26 protein-coding genes and 1 pseudogene are annotated in these 24,776 nt (G+C 44.1%); 12 read left to right on the forward strand and 15 right to left on the reverse strand.

Features of this window, described 5'->3' with window-relative positions:
• The first annotated feature begins 81 nt into the window (after positions 1-81).
• The 3 genes and pseudogenes from F4V45_RS09280 to groL all read left to right on the forward strand — a co-directional run bounded on the left by F4V45_RS09280 (position 82) and on the right by groL (position 2,391).
• Entirely contained in the window at positions 82-240 is a 159-nt protein-coding gene (locus F4V45_RS09280) for a hypothetical protein (RefSeq protein WP_170235116.1), read from the forward strand.
• Positions 241-450: 210 nt separating this feature from the next.
• Positions 451-717, forward strand: a pseudogene (groES, locus tag F4V45_RS01380) (co-chaperone GroES); the annotation flags it as partial.
• Between the two features lie 33 nt (positions 718-750).
• Complete coding sequence (gene groL / locus F4V45_RS01385) at positions 751-2,391, forward strand: chaperonin GroEL (RefSeq protein WP_023929191.1); 1,641 nt, start codon at positions 751-753, stop codon at positions 2,389-2,391.
• 26 nt (positions 2,392-2,417) lie between these two features.
• Here the strand turns inward: groL and F4V45_RS09885 are convergent, their stop codons facing one another.
• Entirely contained in the window at positions 2,418-2,546 is a 129-nt protein-coding gene (locus F4V45_RS09885) for a hypothetical protein (protein WP_281292468.1), read from the reverse strand.
• A 223-nt stretch (positions 2,547-2,769) separates the two neighbouring features.
• Between F4V45_RS09885 and F4V45_RS01390 the strand changes: the two genes are divergently transcribed.
• The 3 genes from F4V45_RS01390 to F4V45_RS01400 all read left to right on the forward strand — a co-directional run bounded on the left by F4V45_RS01390 (position 2,770) and on the right by F4V45_RS01400 (position 5,180).
• Positions 2,770-3,366, forward strand: a complete 597-nt coding sequence (locus tag F4V45_RS01390; RefSeq protein WP_150336733.1) for a hypothetical protein — start codon at positions 2,770-2,772, stop codon at positions 3,364-3,366.
• 145 nt (positions 3,367-3,511) lie between these two features.
• A complete protein-coding gene (locus F4V45_RS01395) occupies positions 3,512-4,912 on the forward strand; it encodes an outer membrane family protein (protein WP_150336734.1) in 1,401 nt (466 codons plus the stop codon).
• 61 nt (positions 4,913-4,973) lie between these two features.
• Positions 4,974-5,180 (forward strand): hypothetical protein, encoded by a 207-nt coding sequence (locus F4V45_RS01400; RefSeq protein WP_150336735.1) that lies wholly within the window; start codon positions 4,974-4,976, stop codon positions 5,178-5,180.
• On the opposite strand, the gene der is transcribed toward F4V45_RS01400, so the two are convergent.
• On the reverse strand, positions 5,146-6,591 hold the full coding sequence (gene der, locus F4V45_RS01405; RefSeq protein ID WP_150336736.1) for a ribosome biogenesis GTPase Der: 1,446 nt from the start codon (positions 6,589-6,591) through the stop codon (positions 5,146-5,148). The two genes, F4V45_RS01400 and der, sit on opposite strands and share 35 nt — an antisense overlap.
• A 426-nt stretch (positions 6,592-7,017) precedes the next feature.
• Here der and F4V45_RS01410 point away from each other — a divergent pair, with 426 nt between their 5' ends.
• The 6 genes from F4V45_RS01410 (at position 7,018) to F4V45_RS09660 (ending at position 12,915) form a co-directional block, all read left to right on the forward strand.
• On the forward strand, positions 7,018-7,800 hold the full coding sequence (locus tag F4V45_RS01410) for a thiazole synthase (RefSeq protein ID WP_150336737.1): 783 nt from the start codon (positions 7,018-7,020) through the stop codon (positions 7,798-7,800).
• A 10-nt stretch (positions 7,801-7,810) separates the two neighbouring features.
• Positions 7,811-8,959: a 2-iminoacetate synthase ThiH gene (gene thiH / locus F4V45_RS01415; protein WP_246144973.1), complete on the forward strand. Its 1,149-nt coding sequence runs from the start codon at positions 7,811-7,813 to the stop codon at positions 8,957-8,959.
• Positions 8,960-8,968: 9 nt separating this feature from the next.
• A complete protein-coding gene (locus F4V45_RS01420) occupies positions 8,969-9,799 on the forward strand; it encodes a thiamine phosphate synthase (RefSeq protein WP_150336738.1) in 831 nt (276 codons plus the stop codon).
• A gap of 97 nt (positions 9,800-9,896) precedes the next feature.
• Positions 9,897-10,463 carry a hypothetical protein gene (locus F4V45_RS01425; protein WP_150336739.1) on the forward strand — a complete coding sequence of 189 codons (567 nt, stop codon included), beginning with the start codon at positions 9,897-9,899 and terminating at the stop codon, positions 10,461-10,463.
• Complete coding sequence (locus F4V45_RS09655) at positions 10,460-11,275, forward strand: hypothetical protein (protein ID WP_246144974.1); 816 nt, start codon at positions 10,460-10,462, stop codon at positions 11,273-11,275. The genes F4V45_RS01425 and F4V45_RS09655 overlap by 4 nt, the downstream gene beginning before the upstream one ends.
• An 8-nt stretch (positions 11,276-11,283) precedes the next feature.
• Positions 11,284-12,915 carry an ATP-dependent nuclease gene (locus tag F4V45_RS09660; RefSeq protein ID WP_246144975.1) on the forward strand — a complete coding sequence of 544 codons (1,632 nt, stop codon included), beginning with the start codon at positions 11,284-11,286 and terminating at the stop codon, positions 12,913-12,915.
• 126 nt (positions 12,916-13,041) lie between these two features.
• Here the strand turns inward: F4V45_RS09660 and F4V45_RS01435 are convergent, their stop codons facing one another.
• The 13 genes from F4V45_RS01435 to F4V45_RS01495 form a co-directional block, all read right to left on the reverse strand.
• On the reverse strand, positions 13,042-13,269 hold the full coding sequence (locus F4V45_RS01435; RefSeq protein WP_150336740.1) for a hypothetical protein: 228 nt from the start codon (positions 13,267-13,269) through the stop codon (positions 13,042-13,044).
• A complete protein-coding gene (gene fliS / locus F4V45_RS01440; protein ID WP_150336741.1) occupies positions 13,256-13,636 on the reverse strand; it encodes a flagellar export chaperone FliS in 381 nt (126 codons plus the stop codon). The genes F4V45_RS01435 and fliS overlap by 14 nt, the downstream gene beginning before the upstream one ends.
• Positions 13,637-13,666: 30 nt before the next feature.
• On the reverse strand, positions 13,667-15,691 hold the full coding sequence (gene fliD / locus F4V45_RS01445) for a flagellar filament capping protein FliD (protein ID WP_150336742.1): 2,025 nt from the start codon (positions 15,689-15,691) through the stop codon (positions 13,667-13,669).
• A gap of 43 nt (positions 15,692-15,734) precedes the next feature.
• Positions 15,735-16,115 (reverse strand): flagellar protein FlaG, encoded by a 381-nt coding sequence (locus F4V45_RS01450; protein WP_150336743.1) that lies wholly within the window; start codon positions 16,113-16,115, stop codon positions 15,735-15,737.
• A gap of 68 nt (positions 16,116-16,183) precedes the next feature.
• Entirely contained in the window at positions 16,184-17,482 is a 1,299-nt protein-coding gene (locus tag F4V45_RS01455; protein WP_150336744.1) for a murein hydrolase activator EnvC family protein, read from the reverse strand.
• 1 nt (position 17,483) lies between these two features.
• Positions 17,484-18,293: an FtsX-like permease family protein gene (locus tag F4V45_RS01460; protein WP_023929207.1), complete on the reverse strand. Its 810-nt coding sequence runs from the start codon at positions 18,291-18,293 to the stop codon at positions 17,484-17,486.
• Positions 18,280-18,954 (reverse strand): cell division ATP-binding protein FtsE, encoded by a 675-nt coding sequence (locus F4V45_RS01465; protein ID WP_023929208.1) that lies wholly within the window; start codon positions 18,952-18,954, stop codon positions 18,280-18,282. The genes F4V45_RS01460 and F4V45_RS01465 overlap by 14 nt, the downstream gene beginning before the upstream one ends.
• Positions 18,951-20,201, reverse strand: coding sequence for a tRNA (guanosine(46)-N7)-methyltransferase TrmB (gene trmB / locus F4V45_RS01470; protein WP_150336745.1), 1,251 nt, complete (start codon positions 20,199-20,201; stop codon positions 18,951-18,953). Before trmB ends, F4V45_RS01465 begins: the two co-directional genes overlap by 4 nt.
• Entirely contained in the window at positions 20,201-21,445 is a 1,245-nt protein-coding gene (locus tag F4V45_RS01475) for a fibronectin type III domain-containing protein (protein WP_150336746.1), read from the reverse strand. Before F4V45_RS01475 ends, trmB begins: the two co-directional genes overlap by 1 nt.
• Positions 21,375-22,397, reverse strand: a complete 1,023-nt coding sequence (locus F4V45_RS01480) for an RluA family pseudouridine synthase (RefSeq protein ID WP_150336747.1) — start codon at positions 22,395-22,397, stop codon at positions 21,375-21,377. The genes F4V45_RS01475 and F4V45_RS01480 overlap by 71 nt, the downstream gene beginning before the upstream one ends.
• Before the next feature lie 5 nt (positions 22,398-22,402).
• Positions 22,403-23,095: a beta/alpha barrel domain-containing protein gene (locus F4V45_RS01485; protein WP_150336748.1), complete on the reverse strand. Its 693-nt coding sequence runs from the start codon at positions 23,093-23,095 to the stop codon at positions 22,403-22,405.
• A gap of 10 nt (positions 23,096-23,105) precedes the next feature.
• Entirely contained in the window at positions 23,106-24,377 is a 1,272-nt protein-coding gene (locus F4V45_RS01490) for a tetratricopeptide repeat protein (protein WP_150336749.1), read from the reverse strand.
• Positions 24,378-24,773: a YkgJ family cysteine cluster protein gene (locus tag F4V45_RS01495; RefSeq protein ID WP_210670697.1), complete on the reverse strand. Its 396-nt coding sequence runs from the start codon at positions 24,771-24,773 to the stop codon at positions 24,378-24,380.
• Between the last annotated feature and the right edge of the window lie 3 nt (positions 24,774-24,776).

Raw genomic sequence — 24,776 nt, forward strand, 5'->3', positions numbered from 1 at the left:
AAAGGGGGAGCGGAATAGTGATGGATTAAGGCGTAAAGCGAGCAAGTGCTGGCGTAGCGCAAAAGCCAACCCACGCGCATTGTGAGAGACTTTGTTCAAGAGCAGCACTTCGCAGCGCAAAAGCCAACCCACGCGAGCACGCTTGCAAACCCAAGCTTAAGCGAGTCAAACCCCGCAGCCCAAAGTCTTAAAGCAGCTTCAAAATTTGGCGCACTGCATTGGCACACGCCCAAGCCTTAAACATTTGGCACAATCTTTGTCTTGGCAAATACGAAGCTTATAGCCAGTGCAGTAACTATTATTTATATGGATAAAATCAATAAACTTTAGCTATATACACTAATGAATATTTACTTTAAGCATATAAATACTTGACTTATTTACATAATATTTTTACACTTTCGGCACTTAAAATTTTTAAGTGCTAATTTTAAAGTGTAAGGAGAAGTTATGAAATTCAAACCACTAGGCGAGCGGATTCTCGTTGAGCGACTTGAAGAAGAGAGCAAGACGACTTCAGGGATCATTATCCCAGATAGCGCGAAAGAAAAGCCACTTATGGGCAAGGTGATCGCTATAAGCAAGCAAGTCGCAGATGACAAGTCTGTAAAAGAAGGCGAAGTAGTCGTGTTTGGGAAATATTCTGGCAGTGAGATCAAGCTTGATAAAGCAGAATATATCGTGCTTGAGATCAAAGATGTGCTTGGCGTTTTGTCCAAGTAATCAACACAAATATACAAGGAGCAAACAATGGCAAAAGAAATCAAATTTAGCGATAATGCGAGAAATAAACTCTACGAGGGCGTGAAGCAGCTACACGATGCGGTGAAAGTTACAATGGGACCAAGAGGGCGCAATGTCCTTATCCAAAAGAGCTATGGCGCGCCTACAATCACCAAAGATGGCGTATCTGTGGCAAAGGAAGTCGAGCTAGCAGACCCTATCGCCAATATGGGCGCGCAGCTTGTCAAAGAAGTGGCGAGCAAGACAGCAGATGCCGCAGGTGATGGCACGACTACTGCCACTGTGCTAGCGCACAGCATTTATAAAGAGGGTTTAAGAAACATCACCGCTGGGGCAAATCCTGTGGAAGTTAAGCGCGGTATGGATAAGGCGGCTGAAGCGATTATTGAAGAGCTTAAAAAGGCTAGCAAAAAAGTCGGCGGCAAAGGCGAGATCGCCCAAGTAGCGACAATCTCTGCCAACTCCGATGAGAAAATCGGCAACCTAATCGCAGAAGCTATGGAAAAAGTCGGCAAAGATGGCGTGATCACCGTGGAAGAAGCTAAGGGGATTAACGATGAGCTAAGTGTGGTAGAGGGTATGCAGTTTGACCGCGGCTACTTAAGCCCATATTTTGTAACCAACGCGGATAAAATGAATATCCAGCTAGAAAACGCATATTTGCTACTCACTGATAAAAAAATCTCATCGATGAAAGACATTCTCCCCCTGCTTGAAGCGACTATGAAAGGTGGCAAGCCGCTGCTTATCATCGCAGAAGATATTGAGGGCGAAGCTCTTACGACTTTGGTCGTCAATAAATTGCGTGGTGTGCTAAATGTCGCAGCGGTGAAGGCTCCGGGCTTTGGCGATAGGAGAAAAGAAATGCTAAAAGACATCGCGATCCTTACAGGTGGCGAGGTCATCAGCGATGAAGTGGGACTCACACTAGAGAACGCAGAGATCGCGCACCTTGGGCAAGCTGCTCGAATCGTCATCGATAAAGACAACACAACCATAGTCGATGGCAAGGGCAAGAGTGCTGATGTCAAAGCCAGAGTGGCGCAAATCCGCACACAAATCGCAGAGACCACAAGCGATTATGACAAAGAAAAGCTCCAAGAGCGGCTAGCCAAACTTAGCGGCGGTGTAGCGGTGATCAAAGTCGGTGCTGCTAGCGAAGTAGAGATGAAAGAGAAAAAGGACCGCGTAGATGACGCGCTCTCTGCGACAAAAGCAGCGGTAGAAGAAGGCATTGTAGCAGGTGGTGGCGTGGCTCTTATCCGCGCGGCGCAAAAGGTCAAGCTAAAGCTTGAAGGCGATGAGGCAATTGGCTATGACATCATTAAACGCGCTATTAAAGCTCCTTTAGCACAAATCGCTATCAACGCGGGCTATGACGCAGGCGTGGTGATTGATAAAATCGAAAACACCAAAGAAGAAGGCTATGGCTTCAATGCCGCAAGCGGCGAGTATGTAGCGATGTTTAAATCAGGGATTATCGATCCTTTGAAAGTTACGCGAGTAGCCTTGCAAAATGCCGTGTCTGTCTCAAGTATGCTGCTCACCACAGAGGCTACAATCAATGAGATCAAAGAGGACAAGCCTGCTCCAGCTATGCCAGATATGGGCGGTATGGGTGGAATGGGCGGTATGGGAATGATGTAATCCCAGCCCCTATCTTTAGCTAGATTCTACCTAGAATCTAGCTTTATCATCTCTCCATAGATTCTAGCAAACCACTTCAACCCCATAAAGCAAACAATAATCAAAGCCCCATTATATAGGGCGAATATGTGCCAATCTTGCCAATGCCCAAACAAACATACAATCCATAATCAAAAGTAGATTCTAGTGTAAGGCGGAGCTTGGAGACACTCATTTAGGCTAGGGCGGAGTAGTATCTTGGTGGTAGCAAGCAGCCAGATTAGCAACCTACAAAAGTGCGCAATCCGCGATTGATCGCGCTGGGTGAAATCTGCGGCTAGAATCCTATATGGATTTTAGCTAGAATCCGCTTTTGTAAAGAGTATTTAGGATAAGGTGATGAGACTATTACAAATCTTTCTACTTAGCATTATGATATGTGGGAGTTTAAGGGCTGGAGTTGGCTGTATGATAGGAGATTTTAGATGTTTAATAGGAAATATGTTGCAAATAGCTTCATTTCACTATGGCTTTAGCACAGATTTAAACAAGATAGATTCAGATAAAGTAGCTAAAGATAGATTTGGCGGAATCATTGGTGCGAGTGTAGGGTGGAATTTCTTTGTAGCTAATCATCTTTATTTAGAACCTTCCATAAACATTCCTTTTACTGATTATGAAGTAGGCTTTGGAACAAGGATTAAATATCTCTATATGGATACTTATGCTCCCACTCACTCTGTGGGCAGAGTGCTATATATCCACCCAGAACCGCTTAGGTGGTTACATCTTATAGTTGGTGCTGGGGCAAATTTTAGCCAGACGCATAATCTCAAAGCAAATGGAGCGTATATTGAAGTAGGTTTAGGCTTATTAAAAATCATTCCGCTTTTAGTCAATACAGATATTACCTATCGTGCAAATATCTATAGCAAATCTAATGATTTAGATTTGGGGACAATCCATAGCTTAAACTTTGTTTGGACTTTTCTCTAAGAACTTCTTAAGGCATTGCTTCAAAGCATTAACGGCACGCTTATCTAGCAAACCCTGCAAACTCACACTTCTCAATACCTAACACATAAAGCAAACAATAATCAAAAAGCCTTTATAATGTCGTATTTTTTGACAAAGGGTTAGTATGAGAGCTGGCGTATTTGTTGCAATGGGATTGCTTTTGGGGTTTGCGCGGGCAAATAGCTTAGATCTAGCGGAGACAAAAGATTCTGCTAGACCAGGGGTGTTTCCTGTGATACAAGCAGAAGCGTTTAACAAATTCGCGCTCGGCGGAGACAAAATCTCGCCAACAGAGAGCTATGGCTATATGCTAGGCACGCTTGGGCTAGAGCTTAGGGCTGCCCTAGAGTCTGGCTCAATCCAAGTGGGCTTAGGCGGTGCTGGGGCAGGGCTGGCGCAAGACTCTACAAGAAGGGGCGATAATCTTGGCTACAACTATGTGGGCTTTAATCCAAGCTACGATGGCACAGGTACTCCCACCGCCCTAAACACGCGCAACTACTATATCCACAATGCGTATTTCGCGCTCACGCACGATAGGGGTAAGAGCGCGTATGGACTATCTTTGGGGCGGTTTTCCTACGATGATGGCGACTATGTCAATGGCTTTGTGGAGGGCGGCAAGCTAGGATATAGCCTAAAACTCACAGATTCTGGGATTTTCTACACGGAGCTTGCTGCTATCTCTAGCATAGCCTTGCTTGGTGATGGATTTTTCTGGGATTATAGCCGCGCGAATGTGCCTAGGGGGCTGCTAAGTGGCAAGCTAGGCTTCTCGCAGCTCTTTGGCAATGGCAGCAGCCTTGCTATCCACGCGTTTTATTACTATGGCATTAGCGAGTATAGTGCGCCCGGACTTAATGTGCGCTATGAGACAAACGCCGCTGCTAGCGAGTCTAGCGGCTTTAACGCCACCACAAGGCTCAATGTCGTCCTGCCGATATATGATAGGCTTTATATGCCTGTGCCTGTGCTGCTTGGGAGCTTTTTGCGCGATGAAAATGGGAGAGAAGAGGGGCTTACTGCTACCATTATGCTAAAGCAGGATTTGGACTTCTACAAAGAGCGTAGCTCCTATAATCTAGCCCTTGCTATGCAGCAAAATATCGGGCTATCTCACGCTAGGCTTGGGTTTTTTGGCTCGCCGCTTGGGGTAAATATCTGGGATAATAGCGTGTATGCCACTGGCTCTTCGCTTAATGCCATCGTGTATAAAGACGCCTTTAGCGCGCTATTTTTCACCAAAGCAAGCTTTGATAGAGAGTTTTTGGGCTACAAAAATCGCTATGACATAGGGCTAGATGGTCGCTACACCACTGCCCCTGCCGCTGATGAATACTCGCTCAAGCTTACCCTAGATATGAGTATCAACAAGCTGCTAACCCTCTCACTCATCGCAAATTACTACACAAGCATCTACCGCCACAGCGGTATCTTAAACCCTGACTTCGCGCCGCAAAACATCGCGCCAAACACCGCCATAAACCGCAGCTATATGATGACAAAGCTAAGCTTTGATTTTTAGATTCTACGCTTTGTTGGGGGCTGTCCATTTAATCTAGGGAAACATCGAAAATTTAGCCAAGTTGCAGGCGGCAGGATTTGTCGATGATTTTTGGGGTTTTCAAGCGGTGTGCGCAGGGATTTATCTAGGCGATAATGAGCAAGCCCACCGAGCAGAATCCACAAAAAGCGCGGCAAAACAAGCGACAGCGGTGCAAGGCGAAGCCGCAGCAGGTTTCTTTAGAAAGCCAACGCCTAAAAAGCGGATTCTGGGTTGCCTTGCCCTTTAGGGCGCGGAGCTAGCAAAATAGGCGTGCCACTTAAGCCAAACTCTTTCCTAAACTGATTGACCAAAAAGCGTTTATAGCTAAAGTGCAAGGACTTTGGGCGATTGCTTATAAGTGCGATTTGTGGGGGCTTGGTGGCGTATTGCGTGGCGTAGTAGATTTTAACCAGCTTGCCGTGATCGCTTGGGATTGGGTGGGTGCGCACTGCTTTTGCAATGGTGTCATTAAGCTTAGAAGTGGGGATTCTTGAGGCATAGTTGGCATAGACTTCTAGGATTTTGTGCTTTAGCTCCTTGATATGCCGCCCCTTAAGCGCGCTTAGGGTCAAAAATGGCGCGTATTCTAAGAAGCGAAATCGCCGCAAGAAATCCGCCCTAATGCTAGTAAAATCCGCGTGCGCTATATCCCATTTGTTCCACACGACTATGACTCCTAGCGCGTGCTTTTGCACAAGGGAGAAGATCTTCTCATCAAGCTCGACAAGCGGCGCACTAGAATCTAGGACTAAAATGGCTATATCTGCTTGCTCTAGCACCTTGCTTGTGCGATCAAGGGCGTATTTCTCTAGGGACTCTATCTTGCCCTTTCTGCGGATACCAGCAGTATCGACAAAGCGTAAGGTGCTGTTTTCAAAGGTGATTTGCTCATCGACAGGGTCGATTGTAGTGCCTGCTTGCGCACTTACTACACTGCGGTCATAGCCTACAAGGGCGTTTAAGATAGAGGATTTGCCGACATTGACTCTGCCGATGATACCTACTTGGATTGTTTCTAGCGATTGGGCTTCTTGGGTGAATTGGGCTTTACTTGGTTCTAGCGTTGGCTTTGCTGTCTGTGAGTCGCTTACATTTTGGGCATCTTCAAAAGTGGATTCTAGGGCTTCTAGTAGCTCTTCTTCTATATCCTGTGCTACCTCCTGCATCTCTGGGAAAAGAGTGGATTCTAGTGCGCTAAGTAGCTGGCTTATGCCGCGATTGTGCGATACAGAGATAAAGTGCATAGCCTTTGTGCCAAACTCTGCAAAGTTGTAGGCTAGCTCCTTTTGGGAGTCGTTATCGATTTTGTTGATCACAAGCAAGGTCGGTGCGCTCTTTTGCAGGGTGAAAAAGAGTTTCCTATCTTCTTGCGTGGGCAGCAGCTTGCCATCGACTAGATAGAGTATCAAATCCGCCGTCTTTGCTGCTTGCTTTGCCTTATGTGCGACTTTTGTAAAGAGCTCATCGCTCGTGTCTTCAATACCCCCGGTATCGACTATGCGCACGCTTTGCCCATTGTGTAGCGTGATTTGAGCGGCGTTGGTGTCTCTTGTCGTGCCCGCGATATGCGAAGTGATGGCTATGCGACTCTTTGCCAAGCGGTTAAATAGAGATGACTTGCCTACATTAGGTCTGCCAATAATGGCGATAGTTTTCATTGCGCTGCCTTTGGGTATTTGGCTAAAATGATAGCAAAAAGCCTTTTATATTGTGCTTTGGTGTCGCAGTAGCCCTACTAGAATCTACTTTCTAAACCCTTTTTGCGTGTGAAAAGGGCTTAGGAAATTGAGTGATTTCCTTTTGATCTTAGCTGGGACGCAGTGCAAAAACTTGCAAAAGCAGTGGAAAGTATTGACAAAGGCAGGGTGCTTTTGGCTAGAATTACAGCGATTGGAAGATCGTGTTATTTGGAAGCTGCGCCACTTTGCGTCAAAATGGGTCCAAGATGGGTCTAGTGTGTGATTTAGCTTGCGCGTGCGTTTGATTGTATATATCTCGCTTACGCTGGCTCTACATCGTGCCTTGCGCCGCTTCACTTCTCTCCCACCCCTAGAATCCCCGCCCCACTAAAATACAAATTAAGGATAGTATCTGTGGAAAATGATGTTTTGCAAATAGGTGGATTTAGCTTCACCAGTCGCTTTATCTTAGGCTCTGGCAAATACTCCCTAGAGCTTATCGACTCCGCTATCACGCAGGCAAAGGCAGAAATTATTACACTCGCCCTGCGCCGCGCCAATCCGCAAGGGCTAGAAAATATCCTAGATTTTATCCCCAAGCATATCACCTTGCTGCCTAATACTTCTGGGGCGAGAAACGCGCAAGAAGCCCTGCGTATCGCGCGGCTTGCTAGAGAGATTTGCGGCGCAAAACTTATCAAAATCGAAGTGATTGGGGATAGCAAGTATCTCCTGCCTAACAACTATGAAACCACAAAAGCCGTAGAGCTACTAGCAAACGATGGCTTCACCCCCCTGCCCTATATGTCAGCCGATCTCTACGCCGCGCGCGATATGTGCAATGCTGGGGCAGCGGCGATTATGCCCCTAGCCGCGCCCATTGGGAGCAACAAGGGGCTATGCGCCAAAGAATTTATCCAAATCTTGCTTGATGAAATTACACTGCCAATTATCGTTGATGCGGGGCTTGGCTCGCCAGCTCAAGCCTGCGAGGCTATGCAGATGGGCGCAGCAGCAGTTATGGTAAATACCGCCATAGCAGAATCTCGCTCTATCCCAACAATGGCGCGCGCATTTGCGCTAGCTGTGGAAGCTGGCAGGGCTGCCTATCTCGCTGGGCTAGCCCCCATAAGCGCGCCCAAGCCTAGCTCGCCCACGGCTGATTATTTGGGCTTTTTGCGCGATTAGGGGGGGGGCTATGCGGCGTGATTGTATGGCATATTTGCCCTTTATGGAGCGGCTTGATAGCGATTTGCTAGAGTGCGTGCTAGAGCAAGTGGCACGCTATGATGAGAGCAGCTTTGGCACAGATGATGTCAAGCGTGCTTTGCAGGCTACAAGCCTACAAATCGAGCATTTGCAAGCTCTGCTCTCTCCAGCAGCAGAAGAGTTTATCGAAGAGCTAGCGATAAAAAGCGCGCAAGTAAAGCGCAAATATTTTGGCAGCAATATCGCCCTTTTTACCCCGCTCTACCTTAGCAACCACTGCTCGAGTAAATGCGTGTATTGCGGATTCCAAAAGGGCAATCCAATCGCGCGCGCCAAGCTTAGTGAGAGTGAAATCCACCAAGAAATGCACGCAATCGCACAAAGTGGCTTGCAAGAAGTGCTTATGCTAACAGGCGAGGGCAGGGAGTATGCGAGCGTGGAGTATATCGCCAAGGCTTGTGCCATAGCAAAGGAGTATTTCAAAGTCATAGGCGTGGAGATTTATCCAATGAATACCGATGAATACGCGCTTTTGCACGAAAATGGCTGCGATTATGTAACGATTTTTCAAGAGACTTATGACCCTGCTTGCTACACTAGAATCCACACTGCTGGGGAGAAATGCGTATTCCCCTATCGATTTTATGGGCAAGAGAGAGCGTTACGCGCTGGGTTTAGGGGGGTGGGATTTGGCGCGCTGCTAGGCATTGGGGATTTTCGCAAAGACGCGCTTGCCACGGCACTACACGCGCATTTCTTACAAGCACGCTACCCCCACGCAGAAATCGCCCTCTCAATCCCACGCCTACGCCCTATCATCAACAACCGCAAAATCTCCCCCAAAGATGTGGGCGAGAAGCGGCTGCTACAAGTGCTGTGCGCGTATCGGCTGTTTTTGCCTTATGCGAGCATTACCATTTCTAGCCGCGAGCGCAAGGGATTGCGCGATGAGTTTGTCAAACTTGGGGCGAGCAAGATGAGTGCTGGGGTGTCAGTGGGCATTGGGGGCAAAAGCTTGGAGAAAAAGGGCGATGAGCAGTTTGATATAGCCGATTGCAGGGGGGTGGGCGAGATTGTGGCGAGTCTCAAGCACGCTGGCTTGCAGCCGGTGTTTAGCGATAGTGTGTATGTGGGCTAGGCTTGGCTAATGGAACGCGCTGGTCCCCACCAAATCATCGCCATAACAGATTCTAGGATTTGCAAGGGCGATTTACTAGAGCGCATAGAGCTGCTAGCTCAAAGTGGCGTGCGCGCGATTATCCTGCGTGAAAAGCAGCTGGGAGCTAGCGAGTATCGCGCTCTAGCAGAGCAGTCTCTAGCGATATGCGCTAGGGCAGGAGTGGCGTGTATTTTGCACTCTTTTATTGAAGTAGCTAGAGAGCTTAAAGCCTCTGCCCTACACTGCCAAAGCTCACAAATCGCGCATTTACCGCGCTTGCGGCGGGAGTTTGCCACGCTTGGAGTCTCTGTGCATAGTGTGGAGGAGTATAAAGCTGCTAGGGAGTGGGTGGATTATGTCATCGTGGGGCATATTTTTGCTAGCGCGTGTAAGGAGGGGGTGGAGCCAAAGGGGCTAAAGCTGCTAGAATCCATCATCACCCTAGAATCTAACTTTGCTAGGAGGGATTCAGCTTGTGGGCTAGAATCGCGGATTTCATCGCCGCGCTGCTTCGATAGACGCCCAAGTCTTATCTCATTGCGCGGCTCGAAAAACCACGATTCTAGCTCCACAATCTTAGAATCCCAAAGCAGTTTTACAAAACAAACTGAAAACCTAGAATCCACTTTTGAAAAACAAGCCGAGTGTGAAAAAGTGGATTCTAGCCCTGCGCTACAAGGGCTTTATGCCATTGGGGGCATTAGCCTAGAGACGCTGCCACTTTTACACCATCTGCCAATTTCTGGGGTATGTATGCGCCAAACCCTTATGCAAACCCCAAATCCAGAAGACTATATCCGCGATACTATGTTGCTTTAACTAAAAGCACTCCTGTGATATTTTACATAAAATGTAAAATATATATTGACATAATCATATAAAAACAATACAATCAAGCAAAAATCAAGGCAAGTTAATGACAACAAACAAGAGTAAAAACACCTGCGACAACACAACCCAAATAAGTCAAGCTCATCCCAAACTACAATCAATTTTACTAAGAGAGCGGCTAAAAGAGATTGAGATTCGCCTTGTGGATTTAGCGGATTTTTTAGGAATCTCTCGTCCAACAGCATATAAATTCATACAAATGTATGAGACAGGCTATAAGGACAACATAGACGGAAAGCTACTAAAATTCTTTGATTTTGTAATGAATGAAAAGGAGCTTGATAAAAGCAGGGCAATGAGCTATATCGTAGAAAATCTCGTGCAGCCAAGGACAAAAAGCACGCAGGATAGGGCCCAAATCATCGCAAATCTTTTAAAAAAGGAAAACAGCGTGAAAATAGAATTTATTGATATGGTGGCACAAACGCAGGTGCTAGACCCCATTTTAGAGTATTTGCTAGAGTGTCAAAAGATTCTAGCAAAAAGCAAAAGGGCATTAAACGAAGAGGAAGTGGCAAAAATCACACCATTAAATGAGCTTTACAACAAGCTTGGCTTACGACTTGACATTAAGATAAAGGAGCAAAAATGAATACGCGAAGCATAATATTTGAAAATTTTAGGAATCTAGGTATAGTGGATTCTAAGCAAAAAAACCTTAGCAATAAATTACAACTAGGATCTATTGATAGAGAGCATATCGGCGGATTATTAGTCCTACTTGGTGGCAATAATGATGGAAAAAGCAATGTGCTAGATGGGTTAGTTAGTTTATCGCAGCTTGAACTACAAGATAGCGATAAGCCAGATTATCGCGGACACAAAGGAGAGACAAAGCTGACCTTAGAGTATAAAATCACTGATGAAAAAGTATCGCCAACATTAGAATCCACTAGTGATATACAAAAGCAAAATGTGGATTCTCACTTTGCAGACAAGACTTTTGGGATATTTTTTACTGAAGGTAGCCTAGAAAAAGGCGTGGAGCTTAATGAATGTGATACGCAAGATGAGTATTGTGAATTTATCCAAAATATGTTTGCAAGCTCACAAGTGTATGGAGTCTATGGCTACGATGAAGAAGAAAACGGAAAAGAAATCCGCCTTATTTTGCCAGAGCATAATCGTATGTTGCTTTGTAGTGTGGATCAAGGTGGCAAGGCATTAAAGTGTTTTAGTGCGGTGCAGAAAAAATACGATGAGATAAAAGACAAAGACAGAGCAATTAAACTTGCCTGTAAATTTGTGATTGGCGATACTAAAGCTCCCAAAAATTGCGATGACGCAAGTCTATTGCGACAATTTTTAAAAGAAGATTTTGAAGCAAAAGCATATATCAAAGATACTCACTCTTTCCCCCCCCCCCACAAGTTTTTAGAGCAATACTCACGCCTAATGAATTAAAAACAGATTTGCCAAAAGAGTTGGAGACATACAGGGACTTTGATGTTGAACAAGCAAAAAGACATATAGCAAAATGCCTTAGCTATAAACAGCACGCATATTCAAGCAACACGCGTCAAATTATGCAAAACCTAGAATCCAATCTCAAAGGCAATCCAAAAATTCAGGACTTGAAACTTTGGTATGAAAATATACAAGGTATGGCTGCAGAAGATTACCGTCTTAGCGAAGATTCAAGCTTGCAAACCCTCCTGCAAACACCACTTGAAAGCTTCCAAAAAGATATGCAAAGGCAAAAGGATAGAGATATTATTAAAGAGCATTTTGATATTACATTTTTGCCAAATATCGTGCTATATAAAGAAAATGCCATTGCTAAAAAGGACTTAAAAGTAGAGCCTGGCAAGATCAATAAATCGAGCTTTTTTCAAGCACTTTTTACAATCTTGGAGAGAGATATAGCGATGATGATACAAGATGCTTATAAAGAGGATGATGCTCACTATCGCACTACCACAGAAAATGAGATGAACGAACTTTTTAAAAGCACGATCAATAAACGCTTTAATGATTTGTATTGTTTAGAGCAATCTGTATATAGCTTTCATATTAGATTGGATCCTGACTCTGTAGAACTAAGTATGAGTAAAAATGGTGATACTATCAACCTAGAGCGACAAAGCACAGGCTTTAGAAAATTTTTCAATCTCTTTTTTAACTTTCTCTACAAAGGCGAGATTGGCAGGGGCGATATTGTGCTAATGGATGAGCCAGAAAATAGCCTAAGCATACCCGCCCAAAGGGATTTGCGTAAGTTTCTTAAAGACTATGGCAGGAAAAGTGGGATCTTATTTATCATAGCTACACACTCGCCCTCTATGCTAGATATTACCCACCTTGATGAAGTGCGGATTGTAAAGGCATTAAATTCTTTAGAATCTAGCGAGATAGAAAATCCAAAAGGCTCACTTATTATCAATGACTTCTCAATGCTAGGCTATGGGGAAAGTGATACGCTAAATGATATATACAAAGCATTGGGTGGGAACATTAGGTTTGATGAAACGAAGCTTATATTTGTAGAGGGCATTATGGATTCTAATATTCTAAACGCATATAGCCAGATTTATGACGACAAAGATTCTAATAAACTGATATTTTTGCCAATTAGCGGACTTGGTGGCAAGGGAGATTTAGAAGCTAGTGATAATAATGAGCTAAGCTTTAGCCTTGAGCAAAAGCAAAAAGCAGAAAATCTTATCACTTTTGCAAAAAGATTGCGTATCCACCCCATTTTGCTAGTGGATAATGACAAAGCAGGAAAGGCTATGAAACAAGGCGTTGAAGATGAAGAAGAATTTAAAAACGATCTTTCAGTCATTACACTTAAAGATATTTTTGAAAATGCAAGTGGGGCAATAAAAAATAATGTCTATGCCATAGAATCTTTATTTAGCAAGGCAGATAGAGAAAAATTTGGCTTTGATACTTGCAAGGACAACAATCAAGCAAACATTGTTTCAAGCACATTTAAAAACATAGAGAAGCTAAAAGATGAGCTAGAAGACAAAAGCAAAGAAAAATTTGATGAATTATTTAAATATCTTATTGGGTTTAAATATGCAGATGCTTGTGAATAATCCCGCAAGCATTGGTATGCTCAACTAAGATTTATGCAAACGCCCAATGCCACGCTTATCCACCAAACACATCGCGCCTATCACGCTTATCTACAACGATTGTCCAAATAGATTTGTATGTAGCAGTTACGAATTAATCTCTATGATTTTTTTTGCAGCTTTTATTTGTAGCATTTGGATTCTAATGTGGCTCTTCTCTTCTTCGAGCAAGTCGAGCACCTGAGCGATAAGCTCCCTTGCTTGGAGCATCTCCTCTATATCATCAAAGCTTTCTGGAAGTGTCTGTATATGCGCAAATGCCTTTTGTGTGTCTTTTTGGATAATTGCGACTTTTAGACTATCAAGCCAGCTCATTTTGGTGGATCTCTCTCCAAGCTTCAAGCAAGCCTTTTGCTACATTGATAACAATGTCAATTTTCTCTGCATTATCTTCGACATTTGCTTGTGTAAGCAGCTTGATTTGGTGCGTATAAAGCCCCGTGAGATAAGTAGCCACCTCGCCACCTCTCTCATAATCTAAGACATTGAGTAGCTCTGTGAAAATGTCTGTTACGCGATTGATATAGTAGATCTTTTTTTCAATATCTCCTAGCTCCATATGTCGCTTTGCTTGCCCGCAAAAACGCAATATCCCTTCATAGAGCATCTCAATCAGTTTAGCGGGAGACTCCACGGAAATTTCGTTGTGTTGGTAGAGATTGTAGGCATTGCTTCTCATAATTATCCTTTCCTAATGAGCTACTTCTTCAAGCTACTTTTTGGCGACAGACTGATCGATCATCATCTGCACTGAGCCAAAGGCATTTTTCGTCTTTGCGATTTGGCTATCATAAGCCGCGAAACGACTCGCCATTGTCTCATAGCGTGTATCAAGCAGCTCTGTCGCGCTTTTCTTGTCTTTTTGCAAGGCTTTGGCATCGCGCTCTAGCGATGAGCCAAATGCTTCAAGCCTTGAATTACTACCATCGGCTAAAGTGGCTAAAAATTTATCAATTTTTGCAAAAACACCATCAATATGTGTCTCTCTCCCCGATGCTTCTTGCTTATCTCTGCCATAGAACAACTCTTCTGTGCCCTTTGGATCAGCACTTATAGCACTTGCAAGCATAGATTCATCTAAAAACATCACACCCTTATCATTAAGTGTAATACCATAATTTACAAGGCTTGCAAGCTTACCATCGACAAGCTCCGAATAGCTGATCAAAGAGTTAAGCGAGGATCGTATCGTGCGTATGTCGCTCACGCCATTAAACACCCCGGCAACACTCGTATCTTCATCATAGCGTGTCGTCTCATTAAGCTTGGGGACTAGCTCATTATAGGCTTTTACAAATTCTTTCACCTGTTCGATGATATTTGCATCATCTCGCCCTATGCTAATGATCGCTGGCTTACCCGGCTCGGTGGTGGATTGCAAGCTCATTGATACACCACCTACGACATCGTTAATCTCATTAGTCGGGCGTGAGATTTGCGCGCCATTATAGGAAATAAGTGCATCTTGTCCTTGCTGGATATTTTTGATTTTAAATAAGCTATCTTGCAGTTTTGCATAGCTCTGTATAGTGCCAGACTTCAAGCCAATATCTTCTATGGCTTGCTTGCCTGCATCATCTTGCGCGCTAATTTTGATCTCGCCCACTTCTGAGCTTAAAGTAAGCTTCCCAGAGCCATCGGTGCTAGCGTGCATTCCTGCGATATTTTCTATGGCTTGCGCAATGATTTGGGCATTTTGCTCGCTAGTATTTTTATCTTTGGTCATCTTACCAAGATCTAGCGGCACACTACCAATCATCACAACCCCGCTAAGCTTGCCCGCTTTCACCATCTGCCCAGATTCTATAAGTGGCTCTTGCTTTGCTTGTCCATCACGGAATCCAAGAGATCCAGCCTGCGCCCCCTCCACACTTATGCCATACCCACGCAAATCATTGATCACAAGCCCCTTGCCATCTTTATCAAGCCCTACATTAATCTCCGTATCAAGCAAGTCTTTTAGCTCATCGTTAGATTCTATGGCTTCCCTTATTGCCTCTTTAACAGCTAGGGCACTATCTCCTGAGCCATCTGTCTTTAGCTTAATGTCCAAACTTTGCTCATTGCCCTTGCTATCTGTAAGCTTTAAGGTCAAATCACCCTCACCTAAATCCAAAGCACCACCGGGGATATTTGTCGTTAGCGTCGTGCCAAAATAGATTCTACTTTGATCGCCCATACCTTTAGAATTCATCATAAGCTGGTAGGGCTTTGACCCACCTGTCTTCATAATGATACCTGTAACTTCGCCATTTGTCTCATCGGTAATAAGCTGTGCAACATCGCCCAGACTCATACCGCCCTTAATATCAATCTTATAGGTTCTGCCCTGTGTATAGAAGCTAAGGCTTGCATCATTCTCGCTAAAAACGCTGTCTCTGCTCTCAAACTTCCCACCAACTTCATTAATATCACCCTGAGCTAGCTGATGCACATCAACTTTGATATCTTGCATAGGCACACCACTTGCGACAGTTGCCTTAATTGCATCACTATTGACATTAGTCGTGCGCCCTAGGTAGGAAGAATAATCCGCAAGAGTTTTTGTAGGTGTGCGTATAGCAGACACTAGTGTCTTAATCTCTGCAAGCGCGGTTTGCTTCTCAATGTTTTGCTCCATTTTCCGCTCTATTGGGCGGATCATTGACTTTTCATCTGCTTCACGCAACTTGTCAATGACATCATAGCTCAATACCCCGCTACCAACTCCTAATGAGTTGATCCTACCTACTGCCATTACTTATCTCCCACACTTCTTGGCATACCAGCCAAAATCTAAACTAACCTCTTTTATCGAAAATCAGCCCAACTACTTCGTGCATTTTTTTTGTAAGCTCAATGGCTTCTTTACTTGGGATCTCTCGAATAACTTTGCCACCATTGCTTGGGTCTTTCACCGTTACAACAAGTCCGCCAATATCATCGTTGTAGCTGAAATTAATATCAGCACCAATGTGCTCCATTTTCTTATTGATCTCTTTTGCTGTATGCACTAGCTCGCCACGCGTATGCATATCATCAGGGTGCGTATGAGCGGAACTCGCAGCGCGCATATTAGACGCTTGGATAGAATCCTGCTTATATGCCTGCCCTGCACTATTAACCATACCATAAAGTGTATTTTTGATAGAAGAAACCTGGTTTGTATGCACCTCTGCCATAACAACCTCCTTGTGATTTTAGCTTAGGTGATACTACTATCGACTATTTTGTAAAATGTTTTAGCAAATTATTTACTTTTTGCAATAACTTCGATTGGATCGATATGTTTGTCTTTTTGTGTTATTTCTAATCCCAGCCTCTGCGAAACCCTGCCGATTGTATAGCCCTTTTTAACAACAAAGCCCGGCTTAACTGTCGGCGCGATTTTATCAAGCTGAGAGTAAATAGTATAAGTCTCATTGCTGTGCTCGACAATTACAACTTTTTTAAGCACAGGAGCTTCCTTGGCATAGACAACCTTGCCATCAAGGATATTATATACAACAGCATTGGGCACTTTTGAAAGCAGCGTGATTGACTCATTAAACACCTTAAGATTATAAACCGGGTCAAAATAAGGTCCAAAATTCTGCTCAATCGTATAATACTCTAGCGGTGCAATGGTCTTTGCCCCAGTGTATTTGATAACTGAGACATTCTTATAGCTATTTGCAACTTGCACGATGTTGAGATTGTCTTTTTGGCTTTGCTGCTGGGTGGGGGCTGCAGCATTTTCCTTAGCTTGTCTTTCTTCTTTTTCTTTCTGTGCCTTTTGCGCTGCAAGCAGGGCTTGTCTTTGTCGCTCTAGCTCCTTTTGTCGATCGGCTTTAATGATATTTAGATTCTGCAAGATAGAATCTAGTCCTTCACGCTCTTTGGTGATTTGGATAAGCTTTTGATTGTAGTCATTTAGCTCGGCTTGCAATTTGTCATTGAGAAGATTTTGCTCGTTAATCATTTTTTGCAGCTGCTCTTTTTTGTTCTGCTGTGTGCCTATGAGAGTTGTGATCTCATTGATATTATGCGTGATGAGCCCAATTTGATCGGTAATCTTTTTTTGCTTGTCGCTTAGAGCTAGAATCTTACTTTGGCTCTGCTTGGTCAAAAGATCAAATGCTTCTTCAAGCATCACATCATCTGGGGATACTGCGCTTTGCTTATCTAAAACAAGCGAGAATGACAAATCCTTAATGATAATATTAGCAATATAGGCTTGTATCGCGCTTTTTTCGCTCTCTAGTGCCTGCAAGGTTGCGCGTAGCGATCCCAGCTTTTTCTCTTGGCTTTGGCTTTGGCTTTGATTTTGGCTAATGCTTTTTTGCAAAAACACAATTTGCGCGCGCAGGGAAGAAATCTGCTTCTTGCGTGCATTGATCGTATTGCCAAGTGAGCTTAGGCGTGAAGAGATCTTTCGCTCTTCTTTGGCTTTTTCTTCTAGCTTCTGCTTATTGGTATGAATGTCCTTTTCTATATCTTCAAGCTTTTTAGGCGCGCCAACTAGACATACAGGCAGGATTGCACACCAAAGCACAGATACAAAACGCATTTTATACCTTTCTTTGTAGGCTAATTGCTGCAAATACACAAAACAAACAAGTGCCAATCGAAGCTGCAAGCAAAATCCCAAAATCATACACAAAGCTAAATACCTCGCCACTCACTTCTAGTGCTTCCATCATCTCTCTAGCAGCAGCCGTTGTGGAAAAATACAAAAACCCAACACTCACCACAATAGCTGCGATAATGGCATCGTTAATCGCGCCCTTAAGCAAGAAGCTATTTCTCATCCATAGGCTTGCCCCCAAATAATTCATAATTTGCATACGCTTACTATGTTCAAAATGCCAAATTCGTATTTGATCAATCATCAAAAGCACACTAAGCACCGCCAAAATAAGTGCGAAAGTCTGTATGCTAAACTTGACCAAAAATAGCAGGCGATAGGCTTGGTTATGCGTCTTGGCAAACGACTCTGTCTTAATAATATTTGGGATTTTGTTTAAAGTAGATTCTATGGCATTAAGTCGCCGTTGATTAGGAAAAGAATCAAGCTTTAAAGTGTAGTAGAGAGATAGCTCTTTTTTGATGTTTTCAAAGTCTTCATTATTCATATTGGAGCGGATTTTATCTAGGATAAAGCTTGGATCAATCGGCTCAAGCGATAATGCTTCTGGGATATTTTGCTGGATAATTTCAAGAGAGAGCTTTTTTTTACTCGCAATCACGATGGAGTAGTTTTGCAAAAGCTTGTCTTCTTTGCTAATAATTGCCCGATTGATAAGCAAAAAGCTCTCAAGACTAAAAAGGAGCGCAAGTAGAGGTAGAATCAAAAAAAAGTGCTGTTTAATGCTGTTCATAAATACTATTCCTTTCTCGATCGATAAATAAGTGCCGATAGGAGATATTTGTGCGCATAGGGACGCGGTGGGTAACAACCACAATAGTAATATCAAGCTGCTCATTTGCACTCTTTAGCAAGCTCCAAATCATATCACTAGAAAAATCATCAAGATTCCCTGTAGGCTCATCGGCTAGAATCAAGGTAGGGCGATGGGCAATGGCACGCGCCATAGCCACGCGCTGCTGCTCTCCACCGCTTAGCTCTAATGGATATTTAGTCGCCTTATGCAAAAGCCCTATATGTGAAAGCAGCTTTTCTGTCTGGGCTTCGCAAGCATCTTTTTTGTAGCCATTGATAAGCATAGGAAGCGCGATGTTTTTTTCGACATTCCACTCTTCTATGAGCTTGTAGTCTTGGAAAACTATGCCGATTTTTTGGCGTAAGCGAGTGATATTTTTATCTTTATGTTTAGTGAGATTGATATCACATACACTAAGATTCCCGCTCATAGGGGCTAAAGCTCCATAAAGTGAGCTAAGCAGGGTGCTCTTCCCACTACCACTAGGTCCTGATATGAAGACGAAGTCTTTGTGATTGATGGTGAAGTTTGCATTAACGATGACTGGCTCTTCTCGCTGGTAGCCTAGCGTAAGATTGCTTGCTGTAATGATACTCATAGTTTCTCCAATATGTTAATAAACAATTCGTGTGCTTGTGCGTTAGCGTGGCTTTGGAGTGGTGGCTCTGGGAAATAGTGCCCTTGATACTCAAGCACACCTGCTATCTCAATACACTCTAGCACAATCAATCGCGTGCAAGGGTATTGAAAGTCCCCAAAATGCACCAAAAACGCCACCCTATCTTGCGCTCTTGAGATGAAAGCATCATACACACACAAAAACCCTTGCGCAAAACGCCTCTTCTCCCACAAGTGGGTAAAACAATCGCTACTAGCTTTTGCTAAAGTGGATTTTACCAATTTTTTATCAAATCTAAATCCACATTTTTGCCCAATCTCGCGGGAATCTCTCGGCGGAGTCTTTGCATTTGGCGTAATCGCAATAGTGAAAATATCTTTTTCCTGCGCTAGCCACCTTGCTTCGTATTTACTCGTTATGGACCGCTTGGCGTTTATTGTGTGCCTAAAGCTAGCGTATTGATTGGCTTGTGCCAAAGCTAACACATCTTCAAAATACTCTCTATCATCGGTGCGGAATTCTAATGAGCCTGTTTGTTTAAGCACCCGCATCACCTCTTGTAGCAATACGCCATTTAGCACACGGCGATTTTTCGCACTATTCCAAGGCACAGGAAAGTGGATAAACATCTGCCCCACACTATCACTTATAGCAGCGCGTAAAAACTGCCTTGCATCAAGGCAAGATATGTAGAGATTTTCTAAACCTAGAATCTCAATCTGTCGCAACACTTGCTCCACAGAAGGCGTATGTATCTCTAGCCCTATTACAAGCGTATCTCTATGCTCCTTGGCTAAATGCACAATATGCCTACCGCTGCCAAACCCTATCTCCACAAACACTTGGCTATATGTATCTTGGCTAGATTCTAGTAGCTCCACTATCTCCCCATCGCTTAACAAAAATGGGCTATCAATGTCCTGCTTAAGCGCGGTGTGCGCTAGGTTTTCGTGCAGCACATCATAATGCTTGCTTAAAGCTTGCAGAGCATTTTTAAGCAAGCCACTTGGTATAGGGCGCAGACTTTTAACCCCCTTTAATAGCACATCATTTGCGCGCACGATTTCATAGACAAAACACAATCTAGGTTTATTTTGATACACATAGGGCACGGCAATAAGAGCTACATTACTAGATCTTATGCTATCAAGCTTATAAGCATAGGGCATAGAATCTAGCTTAGAAGCACTAGATTCTAGCTGTTTGCGGGCGATAAAGTGCGGCATTATTGTAGAAGCAGCTCTACTTCTTTGCTTGGTAGAGACTCATTGCCATCTCCATCAACAGAGACAACTTTATAGATATATCGCTTGCCTTTTTGCATTTCTTTATCAGTGAAGCTATTTTTTATCGTGTTGCTAAAGCGCAATGGAGCACCCAAGCGCCCCTCATAGCGATATACTACATAGGCTTTTACGCGCGCATTATTGATAATCTCCCACTCTATAAAAGCGTGGCTATTTTGTATCTGCCCTTGAGTGATAACAGGCGTAGGTGGAGGCGGGAGAGTCGCACCCCTAGTCGCGCCATTTGGCAAATCACTTGCGACATCATTATCATCAATAGCGCGCACTTTATAAAATAGCTCGATACTATCCTTGCCAATTTTGTGTGTATAGTAGGTTTTATTGACTTGCACAAGGGGCTTATATACACCATCAAGCGTGCTAGCAGTATAAATCTCATAGCGACTAATATCTGGGACAGCGTCCCAACTTAGCTGGATATTTTTAGCTAGATTCTGGCTTGCTTGCATTGAGGTAATTGTCTTTGGCTTCTGTCTTGTAGAGCCTTGTATCTCCGCACTTGGACGCGAATTGACTCCGTTTAAATCTTTAGCGATGATGCGATAAGTGTAGTCTTGCGCATCGGCTAGATTCTCATCAAAATACTCCACAAGCAAGCGGTTTTTAATCGTAGCGATATTGAGAAACGCACCGGCAGGATTCTTGCGCTGGATAATGTAGCGTGTAATGCTAGGGTTTGGGTGGGGGCTCCAGATGAGTTTGATCTTTTTGGCATAGTCTTTTGAAGCAAATGCCTTTTCAACAGGGTCGATGAATGATGTCTTCACAGCGAGCGGCTCGGTCTTTTGCGAGATTGCATTATCTGCACCAAGCGTGGCGATTTGGAAAGAGTAGGAAGTCTCTGGCAAGAGAGAATCCACAACATAATGCGTGGCATAAGGGTTTTTAATCGTAGCGATTTTTTTGCTATTGTTGGCGTTGTTTTGGAAGATGACAAAGCCTTTAATCGCATTTGGGTTTGGCACTCTATCCCACTCTAGCGCGATAGAGCTTACATCAGCTATAGTGCGTATCTGTGGAATCATAGGTAGGTTTGGATCAAGCTTTTCTTGCGAGCCCAAAAACCCTAAGGAAGTGCTTTTGGTAGCGCAACTACTTAGCCCTACAAGCAGTATCCCACTGACTAAAAGCCTGCACAATAGCATCTTGCCTAATGGCTTCATCAAACTCCTTTGCCCCAAAAATCTGCGCACATTGTAGCATATCTCCAAAAATCTCAGCGCGAAAAACCATCTGCTTGCGCGTGATAGGATGCGTGAGATAGAGCAAATATGCGTGCAGCTGGACGCGACACTCTAGCGCGCCTGTATAGCCATAAAGCCTATCGCCTAAAATATGGCGATTGATACTCTCTAAATGTGCGCGGATCTGGTGTGTGCGCCCAGTATAGAGCTTAATGGCAAGCAGTGAAGTCTCTTGCGTGTTGATAAGCGGGATAAAGGCACTTTGCGAGAATCTAGCAGAAGAGACTCTCTGCCCCATAGCATCGATATTTGCCATTTTTAGGCGATTGTTTGGGTGGCGCGCTAGGTTGCAAGTGATCATTCTTGGCTCTTTGAGCGGCTTATCAATTAGTGCCAAATAATACCGCCCCATAGCCCGATCTTTTAGCTGCTGGCTTAAATAAGCGTGCGTGGCATTTGTCTTAGCAATGGCGATTGCCCCGCTTGTTTGCTTATCAAGCCTATGCACAATCCCAGCTCGGTGCGCGCCACTTAGTGTGGAGAGCATTACCCCTTGTGCTTGAAGCCAATCTACCAAAGTCGCTTCTTTTACACTTGGTGCGCTATGGACGACAAGATTTGGGGGCTTGTTTAAAATAAGCAGCTCTTCATCTTCATAGATTCTAGTAATCTCAAGTGGTGGGATTTGCAAAGCAGCTGGCTTTGAGCTTTGCGCTGGGAGCGTGATCTGCAAGATCGTATCTTTTGTAAGCTTAAGCCCGCTTTTTTGACTCTTTATGCCATTGCTTTGAACACACCCTTGCTTAATGAGCTCTTGTGCTTGGCTGCGTGAGATATGTAGCCCTTGTGCCACACACTCATCAAGCCGCACACTAGGCGCAGCCACATCAAGCTTATGCGCACTTGTATCACTAAGAATAGTAATGTGCATACGACCTACACTTGCACACACATAAAATCTGCACTTGTGCTTGCACGCTTGGGAGCAGTTGCCTCCACATAGTGGCAGATACACTTGGATTTTGGCAGCAGTGTGGCAAACTCATCATACACACCATCATCGATAAAAAACCCTTCTGTCTTTGCTAACACAGCTTGCTTAATCTCCCTAAGTGTTGCAATGGCGCAAAAGCTCATACAATTTAGCCTAAATGCAAATTCTAGCAACGCCTTATGCCCCCTACTACTAGAATCTAGCACCACACCATCAGCACCATAAACGACTGCTTGCAAGATTTGATATGGATCAATAAAGCTATCCTTTAGCACAATGAGCGCGGTGGTGTAGTGGCGCAAATACCCTATGCACTCTAGCCCCTCTCCGCTAGGATTCGCACTAGAATCTCGCGCCGTATCTAGGACAATGATTTGTGCCTTATGCGCGTGTATGTGGGCAACTATAGATTCTAGCTCATCAAATACAAAGCCTTTCACAAGCACAGCACGCGGGGAGTCTAGCGTGGGGAAAATCTCCTTAAAGCGTGGCGGATAAGGATTATAAGAAAGCGATCGCCCAAGCAAATCAAAAGGCAAGATCTCCTGCTCGCGCTGGATTCTATAAGCAAGTGCGGAAGTGGATTCTAGCGCGCTTGTGGAAAATCTTTGGAAAAGTCGCATAATCACATTCATTTAGATTCTCTCACTTTGCCTGCCCTTTGCACACTCCTTGGATCTGGTAGCTATGTGCGCGCAAGTCTGGGTTGTTTGCGATCTGGTCTTTTGGGATTTGTGCAAATGCTTTAAGAGCGCGCTCGCAATCACCAAGCTTATAATACCCCCACGCCAATGAGTCGATATAGACAAACGCATAAGGCTCAATTGCCAAAGCCTTCTTCACATACTCTAAGCCACGCTTAATATCCATCTCATAATCAATCAACAAATAGCCATAAAAGTTATAAAAAAACGCATCTTGTGGAGTTTGCTGCTGATCTTCTTCACGCGCTTGGGCTTGGCGCAGGGTGATTGCCTCATTAAGCTTTTTGGCGACAGATTCTGCTAGCTTGCGCGTGGGCTGCTCTTGCGCGCTAAACTCATAAATCGCCTCTAATGCTAGAAATTTAGGATTCTTACTTTGGGCGTAGATATGCTTAGCTTCTTTTTGTGCTTTATGATAATCACCTTGCATTACATACAAGTCCAAAAGCAGCCCTTGATCAAATGGGAAAGCCTGCGCGATACCTTGGGCTTCTTGGAATTGCTTTAGTGCGATAAGCACGCGCATAAGATTCATAGCATTGGGGATTGTGGGGTTTTTGGTATAGATTTTTTCAAAGACATCTTTGGCAAATTCTAGGGCGCGTAAATCCGCGTAAATCCCAATTGATTCTTCGCAAAATCTCTCTTCACACCCAAAGCTTAGCAAATGCTGGGAGAGAAGCCCTAGAGCCTTTTGCTCTTGCTTTTGGGCGATAAATGCTAAAAGCAGTTTTTTAAGAATCTCTGTATGATGAGTCGCTTCATAAAGGCGTGCAAAGATGGGTTGCGCCTGCTTTGGAGAGCCCTTAAGCATATACATATTGCCCAGCACTTCGCCAACCTCATTACTAGGCTTTTGCGCATAGATTCTCTCTAGCACCTTGATAGCCTGCTCTATCTGCCCATTTTGCGCATAAACATCAGCGAGAATTTTGTTGATGATTAGATCTTCATCATTGCCACTAAGCTTGATATATAGCTCTGCAAGCAATAACGCAGACTTTGTATCGCCCTTGCCCATCGCCGCTTGGGCGGCAAGCTTGGCATAATAAGGCTCTTTTGTATCTTCAAATAGCGCGATAAACTCATCAAATGAAGCGGAAAAATCGCCGTGATACAAGCTATCAGCACCATTGAGCAAGGCAGCATCTTCCTTGCTATCAGCATACACTAGATACACAAGCAACAATGCACTACACAAAGCTCTCATCATCTATCCCTGCACTTCTTGCTTAACAACCCCGGGGCAAAGTGCGCAAAGCTCCGCAAGCTCACTTTTTGAGCGAAGTCCCTCCCAAAATGGAAACGATCTACACTGGGCTGGGCGAGTGGCGTAAATCCCACACTGCTTTTTTTGTGTGTCAAAAAACACGCACGCAAAGCCATCTTCATAAGGCTTTTCAATGAGTGAGAATCGATAGCCGACCTTTTTGACATAGTGTAAAACAAACTTCTCAAACTCCACCCCCAAAAATGTGGCGATAGATTCTGCTTCTTTGAGTGTAAGAAAGATATAGCCACTCTCACCCACGCAACACCGCCCCCCGCAAGTCCCGCACGCAGAGCTATCAAAGCTAAACTCAAAGCCCTCTTTATGCTCTATACTCATAGC

The sequence above is a fragment of the Helicobacter canis genome, from assembly GCF_008693005.1.
GTDB lineage: Bacteria > Campylobacterota > Campylobacteria > Campylobacterales > Helicobacteraceae > Helicobacter_B > Helicobacter_B canis.

Excerpts from the sequence above, each read along its gene's own strand:
- groL (WP_023929191.1), top strand. The coding sequence starts at position 751 with ATGGCAAAAGAAATCAAATTTAGCGATAATGCGAGAAATAAACTCTAC.
- F4V45_RS01390 (WP_150336733.1), top strand. The coding sequence starts at position 2,770 with ATGAGACTATTACAAATCTTTCTACTTAGCATTATGATATGTGGGAGT.
- F4V45_RS01395 (WP_150336734.1), top strand. The coding sequence starts at position 3,512 with ATGAGAGCTGGCGTATTTGTTGCAATGGGATTGCTTTTGGGGTTTGCG.
- der (WP_150336736.1), bottom strand. The coding sequence starts at position 6,591 with ATGAAAACTATCGCCATTATTGGCAGACCTAATGTAGGCAAGTCATCT.
- thiH (WP_246144973.1), top strand. The coding sequence starts at position 7,811 with ATGCGGCGTGATTGTATGGCATATTTGCCCTTTATGGAGCGGCTTGAT.
- F4V45_RS01420 (WP_150336738.1), top strand. The coding sequence starts at position 8,969 with ATGGAACGCGCTGGTCCCCACCAAATCATCGCCATAACAGATTCTAGG.
- F4V45_RS01425 (WP_150336739.1), top strand. The coding sequence starts at position 9,897 with ATGACAACAAACAAGAGTAAAAACACCTGCGACAACACAACCCAAATA.
- F4V45_RS09655 (WP_246144974.1), top strand. The coding sequence starts at position 10,460 with ATGAATACGCGAAGCATAATATTTGAAAATTTTAGGAATCTAGGTATA.
- F4V45_RS01435 (WP_150336740.1), bottom strand. The coding sequence starts at position 13,269 with ATGAGCTGGCTTGATAGTCTAAAAGTCGCAATTATCCAAAAAGACACA.
- fliD (WP_150336742.1), bottom strand. The coding sequence starts at position 15,691 with ATGGCAGTAGGTAGGATCAACTCATTAGGAGTTGGTAGCGGGGTATTG.
- F4V45_RS01450 (WP_150336743.1), bottom strand. The coding sequence starts at position 16,115 with ATGGCAGAGGTGCATACAAACCAGGTTTCTTCTATCAAAAATACACTT.
- F4V45_RS01455 (WP_150336744.1), bottom strand. The coding sequence starts at position 17,482 with ATGCGTTTTGTATCTGTGCTTTGGTGTGCAATCCTGCCTGTATGTCTA.
- F4V45_RS01460 (WP_023929207.1), bottom strand. The coding sequence starts at position 18,293 with ATGAACAGCATTAAACAGCACTTTTTTTTGATTCTACCTCTACTTGCG.
- F4V45_RS01465 (WP_023929208.1), bottom strand. The coding sequence starts at position 18,954 with ATGAGTATCATTACAGCAAGCAATCTTACGCTAGGCTACCAGCGAGAA.
- trmB (WP_150336745.1), bottom strand. The coding sequence starts at position 20,201 with ATGCCGCACTTTATCGCCCGCAAACAGCTAGAATCTAGTGCTTCTAAG.
- F4V45_RS01475 (WP_150336746.1), bottom strand. The coding sequence starts at position 21,445 with ATGAAGCCATTAGGCAAGATGCTATTGTGCAGGCTTTTAGTCAGTGGG.
- F4V45_RS01480 (WP_150336747.1), bottom strand. The coding sequence starts at position 22,397 with ATGCACATTACTATTCTTAGTGATACAAGTGCGCATAAGCTTGATGTG.
- F4V45_RS01485 (WP_150336748.1), bottom strand. The coding sequence starts at position 23,095 with ATGAATGTGATTATGCGACTTTTCCAAAGATTTTCCACAAGCGCGCTA.
- F4V45_RS01490 (WP_150336749.1), bottom strand. The coding sequence starts at position 24,377 with ATGATGAGAGCTTTGTGTAGTGCATTGTTGCTTGTGTATCTAGTGTAT.
- F4V45_RS01495 (WP_210670697.1), bottom strand. The coding sequence starts at position 24,773 with ATGAGTATAGAGCATAAAGAGGGCTTTGAGTTTAGCTTTGATAGCTCT.